Source organism: Collinsella sp. An2, from assembly GCF_002160065.1.
Lineage (GTDB): Bacteria > Actinomycetota > Coriobacteriia > Coriobacteriales > Coriobacteriaceae > Limicola.
The window spans coordinates 1-6,434 of sequence record NZ_NFJW01000034.1; the positions used below are offsets into that span (position 1 = coordinate 1).

The following is a 6,434-nucleotide window of genomic DNA, read 5'->3' on the forward strand; positions in this document are numbered from 1 at the left end:
CGGCGCGATCCGGGAGCACATGGGCACGGCGCGGTACCGCCTCAGCTGGCGGGAGCGCGTCGGGGCGCCCTACCCCTTCCATCCCGAGATGGGCGTACAAATGGAGGGTTAACACAGCCATACAATAAAAGGGATAGATACGAAACGAGGGGAAACCCCGACGGCGCAAGCCGCCTGGGTAGACCGCGCATGCGCGGCGTAATGGGGTTTTGCATGAATATACAGCAGCTTCGGTATTTCTGTGCGGTTATGCGCACGGGGAGTTTTTCGGCCGCCGCGCGTGCCGAGGACGTGACGGTGCAGGCGGTCTCGAAGGCCATCGCGGAGCTTGAGTCCGAGCTTGGTGGGCCGATCTTTGTGCGCCGCAGCCGAGGCGTGGTGCCTACCGCGTTTGGCATCGAGCTCAATCAATACGCCGAGCAGGCGCTTGTTGCGTTCGACCAGGTGGGCAAGGTGCTCGAGGCTCGCCGCGACGCTGCCGGCGCTGCACATGACGACGTGTTCCGCATTCTGCTCGCGGTGCCGTACTTCAACAATTACCGTATCGTCTGCGCCGGGCTCGAGCGCTTTTTATCCAAGCAGCTTGCCATGAAGGTCGATTTTGGCCTTTGCATGGGCTATGAGGCGGTGCCGCAGCTGCTCTCGGGCGATTTGGACGCCCTCATCACCGTCGGCGAGTATGCCAATCCGCTGTGCGACTGTGTGCGCGTGGGCTCGCTGCCCGTTGGCGTGTTTGTTGCAAACAAGCACCCGCTGCGCAAAAAGAAGCTCATCACGATCGAGGACCTGGCGCCGTATCCTGTGGGGCACGCCGAGGGCCTTGACGATTTCAACGAGACGATTCTCAACCTGTATCTCAAAAACGGCATGACTTCGCGCGTGGTCAACGTGCGAACACAAGACGAGGTGAAGCACCTGCTCAGGGATGAATTTGGCTTCACGATGGGTGTGGGCATCTCGGCGTTTGCGATGTCGCCGAGTTGGTCGATGCTGCGGTTTGTGCCGAAGGATAGCATCCCGATCTCTGTCTGCGCGGTGAGTGCGAAAGACCACAAGTCCGAGCGCTATCTCAAGTTTGAGCACTTCATGCTCAAGGACTTCGCCAACGTTATGAAGCTCCTCGGCTCATGATGGTGGGGTAGGGGTCCGTTTGCCGCCAAAAAGCTGGGTCCCTCCCACTGACTACGGTGCTGTTTGCGAAGCGCGCTGCGCACCGCATGCGGCCACATGGCTTCCAAACTAGCTTGGATACAACAAAAGCGCCGGGCCGGGCAACCTCTCGTAAGGTCGCCCGGCCCGGCGCTTCGTTTGGCGAAGGGGTCTGAGGCAGGGGAGTATCTGCGCGGGCCGGCCTCAGGTGAAGCCGGCCCGCAACAGGCGTCTGTTAGCTCTTTTTCTTATCGCCGTCGTACTTGCCGATGGAGGCGTCCTGGCTCTCCACGAAGTCGTCGGCTCCCTCGAGCTCGTCGGACTCGTTTGGACGCTCGCAGGCGTCGATGTCGTCGTCGTGCTCGAACGTAAGCTGGTACGGTGCGATGTCGTAGCGCGTGAGCAGCAGGCGCATCTCGCGCTTGAGGTTACGCTCGAGTGCGCCGCGGTTCTTCTCTGCACAGCGGGCAATCACGCGCACGGTCATGGTGGTGGGGGTGAGGGCCACGATGCCGCGATAGAAGGGGCCGTCCAGAATCATGGGCTGGCGCTCGGCAATGCGCGGCAGCGCTTCCTTGAGAACGTTCTCCAGGTGCGGCAGGTCCTCGCCCACGGCCACATCGACATCGATGAGGGCGAACGAGTCGAGCTTGGTGCGGTTCACCACGTTGGAGATGGCGCTGTTGCGCAGCACGATCACGTTGTCGTTGCCGTCGTTGATCTTGGTGGTGCGAATGCCGATCTCCATGACGGTGCCGGTGTTGGACCCCACCGAGATGGTGTCGCCGACGCGGAACTCGCCCTCGAAGATGATGAAGAGACCCGAGAGCAGGTCGGTCACCAGGTCCTTGGCACCGAAGGAGATGGCAAGCGTGAGCAGGCCCGCGCTTGCCAGGAGGGTGGCGGTATCGACACCCACGGTAGCCAGGCACCAGTACAGCACGCCCAGGATGGCGCCGTACTTGGTGAGGCTCACCAGCAGGCGGCAGACCGTCTCGCCGCGTGCGGAGAGGGCGTCGGAGAGCAGGTGAAGCACCTTCTGGACCACCCAAGAGATCGTAAAGATCACGCACGCGGTCATGACGCTCGCGGTGATGGCGAAGATGTTGAGGCCGCGTTCCCAGCCGCCGCCGAGGATGTAGCCGAAGACGGAGTTGCTACCGAAGATCTGGTCTTTGAAGAGCACGGAGACAAAGACGGCCGCCACAGCCACGCCAACAAAGAGCTTCAGCACGTAGCCGAGCTTCTGCTCGGGGGTCATGTGGTTCCAGTCGAGGGAGCGGTTGAGCCAGCGGCTTGCCGCGGACTCGGTCTTGGCGCGACGTCCCGAGGGCGTCTCGATGTCAAACACGCGCCCGGCTCCCGGGTCGCTCTCCTGCGCCTTAAGCAGGGCCGGCTCGTGCGAGGGCTCAAACGAGACGAGGAAGAACGTGACGACAAGGCATACGAGGGCGACCGCGCCGGTGGCCACGGTGAGCGGACCGCGCTGCGCCATGAGCTCGCCTTCGGGGCCCGCCACATATACGTAGTAGTCGCTGGTCTCGACCGACGAGGCGTAGTAGGTGGTGCCGTTCACGGTGATGTAGTCGTCGTAGCCACCGCGCAGCTGATGGTCCTCAAGCCCCACCTCGGTCGCCTTCTTGCCCACGAGCGAGGCGTCGGGATAGTAGGCGATGGTGCCGTCCGCCTTGTTCACTGCGAAGGCGAATCCGCCCGACCCGGCTTTGACGCCGTCGAGCACGTGGTCGATCTGCACCGTCGAGAGCAGCTCTTCAAGTCGGTCGGCGTGAACTATGACCTGCACAAAGCCGTTGACATAGCCGGCGTCGTCGTAGGTTGCAACACCGATGTACTGCACCAGCTCGCCGGTCATCTCGTCGGCCATGGGTTCCTGCACGAGGCTGTCCACGCCTTGCAGAAGCTGCCAAAACGCGTAGGACTGGTCGCCTTTGTCCTTGGAGAGCGAGAAGTGCTCGTAGGGGGCGTTCGAGGCCACCATGTCGCCGCTGCCGTTGAACAGATAGACGCCCGAGACCTGCAGGGCGTCGGCGAGCTCCTGCATCTTAGCCTTGGTCGCGAGCTCGGGGTTGGCCTCAAGGATATAGGCGGCCACGCGGGCCGTGGAGAGGTAGCGCTCGTCGTACTGCTTGGTAAGGTCGTCAGCGCGGTCGTTGACGCGCTCGATGGTCTCGGCGATCGAGGCGGCGCGCTCCTTGTTGACGACCGACTGCGTGGAGAGCGCGAAGAGCGTCTGCATATAGAACGACACGGCCACGATGGCGATGAAGCCTACGAGCGAGAAGATGGCGGCGCGGCGGCCGATCTCGCGGTTGTAGCGCAGGCGTCCCAGATGGACGACATGCTGGTCCTCGTTGCCGTCGCGCTCCTCCTGGTGCATGACGAAGACGCCGTAGAGCGTGACGGTGCAGATGACCGCGAAGAACACGAACAGGATGACGGCGACGGTCACGAGGCGAGCCGATGCAAGCGAGGCCTCGGGGACGGCGCAGATGTAGTAGGTATCGCCGATGAGGCTCACGCGGCAGTACAGGTCTTCGCCGTCGAGCGTGAGCTGTGCGGTAGCGCCGTCCTCAAGCTGGGCCACGTCGATGCCCGCATCGAGCGCATCGGTGCCGATAAGGGTGGAATCGGGGTGATACTCGATGAGGTAGGTCTGCGCCGAAAGCGCAAACACGTAGCCGCCTTGGCCTACGCTCACGTTGCGCAGCACGCTTTCGATGGAACTCGTCTCGGCGTCAAGGGCGCGCAGTTCGGCGGGGCTCTGCTCGATCACGATCATGGTGTCGGCGTCGAGCCGCGCCGCGTAGTAGCGCATGAGCCAATCCTCTTCGGGGAGCTCGATCTCGACCGCGCGGGAGGGCTCGCCGGTGGAGAGGCATTCGCGCAGGTAGTTGAAGCGCATATAGGAGAAGTCCGCCATGGTGCGGGCCGCCTTGGCCACCACGGTGCCGTCGCGCTTGACCACAAGGACGTTGTCGACGTCCAGCAGTTTGCGATACTCGGACATCTTGGCGTCGGTGGCTTCGAAGCCGGTGTCGTTTGCCGCCATATACGAGAGGGCCTGCGCTTTGGCTTGGTAGACCGCATCGAAGGTCGCCTTGTTCTGGGCGGCCTCGTCCTCGGCGTCGGCGAGAAGCCCCTTGAGCTCGGTCGCTTCGGCCTCCATCTCGGTGTCATAGCTCGCGCGTGTCAGCTGCTCCTGCATGCCGCCCAACAGCGCGCCCATGACGAGCATGCTGACGGCGATCGCGCCCACGATGAGGGCGATCTTGAGGGTATAGATGCGTGTTAAGGTGCGGGGCATCGTCATCTCCTAGTCCCACTTGTCGGTGAGCTGCTCGATGGTTCCATCGTCGAGCATGTCCTGAATGGCGTCGGCTACGAGGCTGCTGAGCTCGGAGCCTTTCGGCGTGGCGACGCCGTACGACTGCTCGGCTACCGTGAAGTCGTCGAGTACGACGCGCTTGTCATTCATATAGGTGTGCGCAATGGCGCCGTCGAGGACCATCGCGTCGATGCAGCCCTCTTCGAGCGCGTCGGAAAGCTCCTGGTAGCTGGGGAACTGCAGCAGGCGCCAGGTGTCGAAGGAAACGTCGGAGTTGTCCTCGTTGGCGGTGACGACCTCGCCGTTGGAAAAGCCGATGTCGTAAAGCTTCTGGCTGAGGAGCGGGGCGGCGTTCGAGCCCGCCATGGTTCCGAAAATGCCGCCCTTGAGGTCGTCGATGCTCTCGATCATCGACGAGTTCTGCACGACGGCGATCACGGCGTCGTCGTAGTAGGCGGGCGAGAAGTCGAAGTTCTTAAGACGCGTCTCGGCGATGGAGTAGCAGGCTGCGATGAGGTCGATCTTGCCCTCGAGGAGCATCTCCTTGCGGTCGTCGGGGGTGACGGTCACAAACTCGACCTCGCTATAGCCGATGCGGTCTGCTAGCTCGCGCACGATGTCGATCTCGAGGCCGTAGTAGTTACCGGTGTTCTCGTTGAGATAGCCGAATCCTACGACGTCGGCGCGAACGCCGGCTCGGATGGTATCTCCTGCGGGGGCGGGTGTCGGGGCGCTCGTCTGGGCGCTTCCTGCCAGAGCTCCTGAACCCGCAGATCCGCTTCGGGCGGCGGTCGATTCTGTTGTTTTGTCGGTGCAGCCAGTCGCCGCGGCGATGGGTAGCCCGGCTGCCGCCAGGGCCATCGCTGCCAGCGTTCTTCTCGAAATGTTCAAGATTCACCTCATGCAACGGGGTCTAGAGACATACGTATAGACATGCGAGCTAACTATACGAAAGAAACTGACCCTCCCGAGAGGGATGCTTGAGGCATCAATGGCAGGTTGAAGCGTTAGTTTTCCGTTGCTGCGCTTTGGGGGTTTTCGATAGATTGTGCTGGTTTGTCGCGGGGAGGTTCCGCGTCTGAGCCCGAGCTCGGTGGGGGTTTGGGCCAAGTGATAGGAGGATATGTTGGATTCCATCAAGAAGTATGCTGCCGAGGCGCTCGGCACGTTTGTGCTTACGTTCTTCGGCTGCGGCAGCGCCGCCATCGCCGGTGACGCGCTCGGCACGCTGGGCATCGCCTTTGCGTTCGGCCTGTCCATCGTGGCCATGGCGTTTGCGATCGGCAACGTTTCGGGCTGCCACATCAACCCGGCCGTGACCTTCGGCCTCTATGCGGACAAGCGCATCTCGCTCAAGGACCTCTTCGGTTACTGGGTGGGCCAGTTCGTGGGCGGCATCGTTGCTGCCTTCCTGCTCATGTTCATCATCAACAGCTGCGCCGACCTGGGCGGCGTCGCTGCCACCGGCCTTGGCTGCAACGGCTTTGGCGAGGCTTCGTCCACCGGCATCAGCATGATTGGCGCCTTCGTGGTCGAGGTCGTCCTCACCGCGGTCTTCGTGCTCACCATCCTGGGCGTGACCGCAGACGGCAAGACTTCGCACTTCGCCGGCATCGTGATCGGCCTTACTCTTGCGTTCGTGCACATCATGGGTATTCCGCTGACCGGCACCTCTGTGAACCCCGCCCGCAGCTTTGGCCCGGCGCTCGCCATGGCCACGCAGGGCAACACGCTCGCCCTCGACCAGGTGTGGGTCTTCATCTTCGCCCCGCTCGTGGGCGCTGGCATCGCTGCCGCGATCTTCGCTGCGTTCAAGAAGTGGTTGATTTTCAACCTCAGCGAAACGCTTTGAGCGATCAGGGCGTTTCCGCACCTAGCGCGACGGGGGCGCGCCCTTGCGGGCGGCCTTCCGGACGCGTCCCCGCAGGTGTAGGATTCG

Annotated in this window: 4 protein-coding genes; 2 read left to right on the top strand and 2 right to left on the bottom strand. The window is 62.7% G+C overall.

Translation table 11 applies throughout. The features are described 5' to 3' along the window. The first annotated feature begins 213 nt into the window (after window positions 1-213). A complete protein-coding gene (locus B5F33_RS10635) occupies window positions 214-1,131 on the top strand; it encodes a LysR family transcriptional regulator (protein WP_087411797.1) in 918 nt (305 codons plus the stop codon). A gap of 253 nt (window positions 1,132-1,384) precedes the next feature. On the opposite strand, the gene B5F33_RS10640 is transcribed toward B5F33_RS10635, so the two are convergent. Together B5F33_RS10640 and B5F33_RS10645 are read right to left on the bottom strand one after the other, a co-directional pair. Beyond that, a complete protein-coding gene (locus B5F33_RS10640; RefSeq protein ID WP_087411798.1) occupies window positions 1,385-4,474 on the bottom strand; it encodes a mechanosensitive ion channel domain-containing protein in 3,090 nt (1,029 codons plus the stop codon). A 9-nt stretch (window positions 4,475-4,483) separates the two neighbouring features. Further along, window positions 4,484-5,386 (bottom strand): transporter substrate-binding domain-containing protein, encoded by a 903-nt coding sequence (locus B5F33_RS10645; protein WP_087411799.1) that lies wholly within the window; start codon window positions 5,384-5,386, stop codon window positions 4,484-4,486. 232 nt (window positions 5,387-5,618) lie between these two features. Between B5F33_RS10645 and B5F33_RS10650 the strand changes: the two genes are divergently transcribed. Beyond that, window positions 5,619-6,347 carry an aquaporin gene (locus tag B5F33_RS10650; RefSeq protein ID WP_087411800.1) on the top strand — a complete coding sequence of 243 codons (729 nt, stop codon included), beginning with the start codon at window positions 5,619-5,621 and terminating at the stop codon, window positions 6,345-6,347. Window positions 6,348-6,434: the final 87 nt, after the last annotated feature.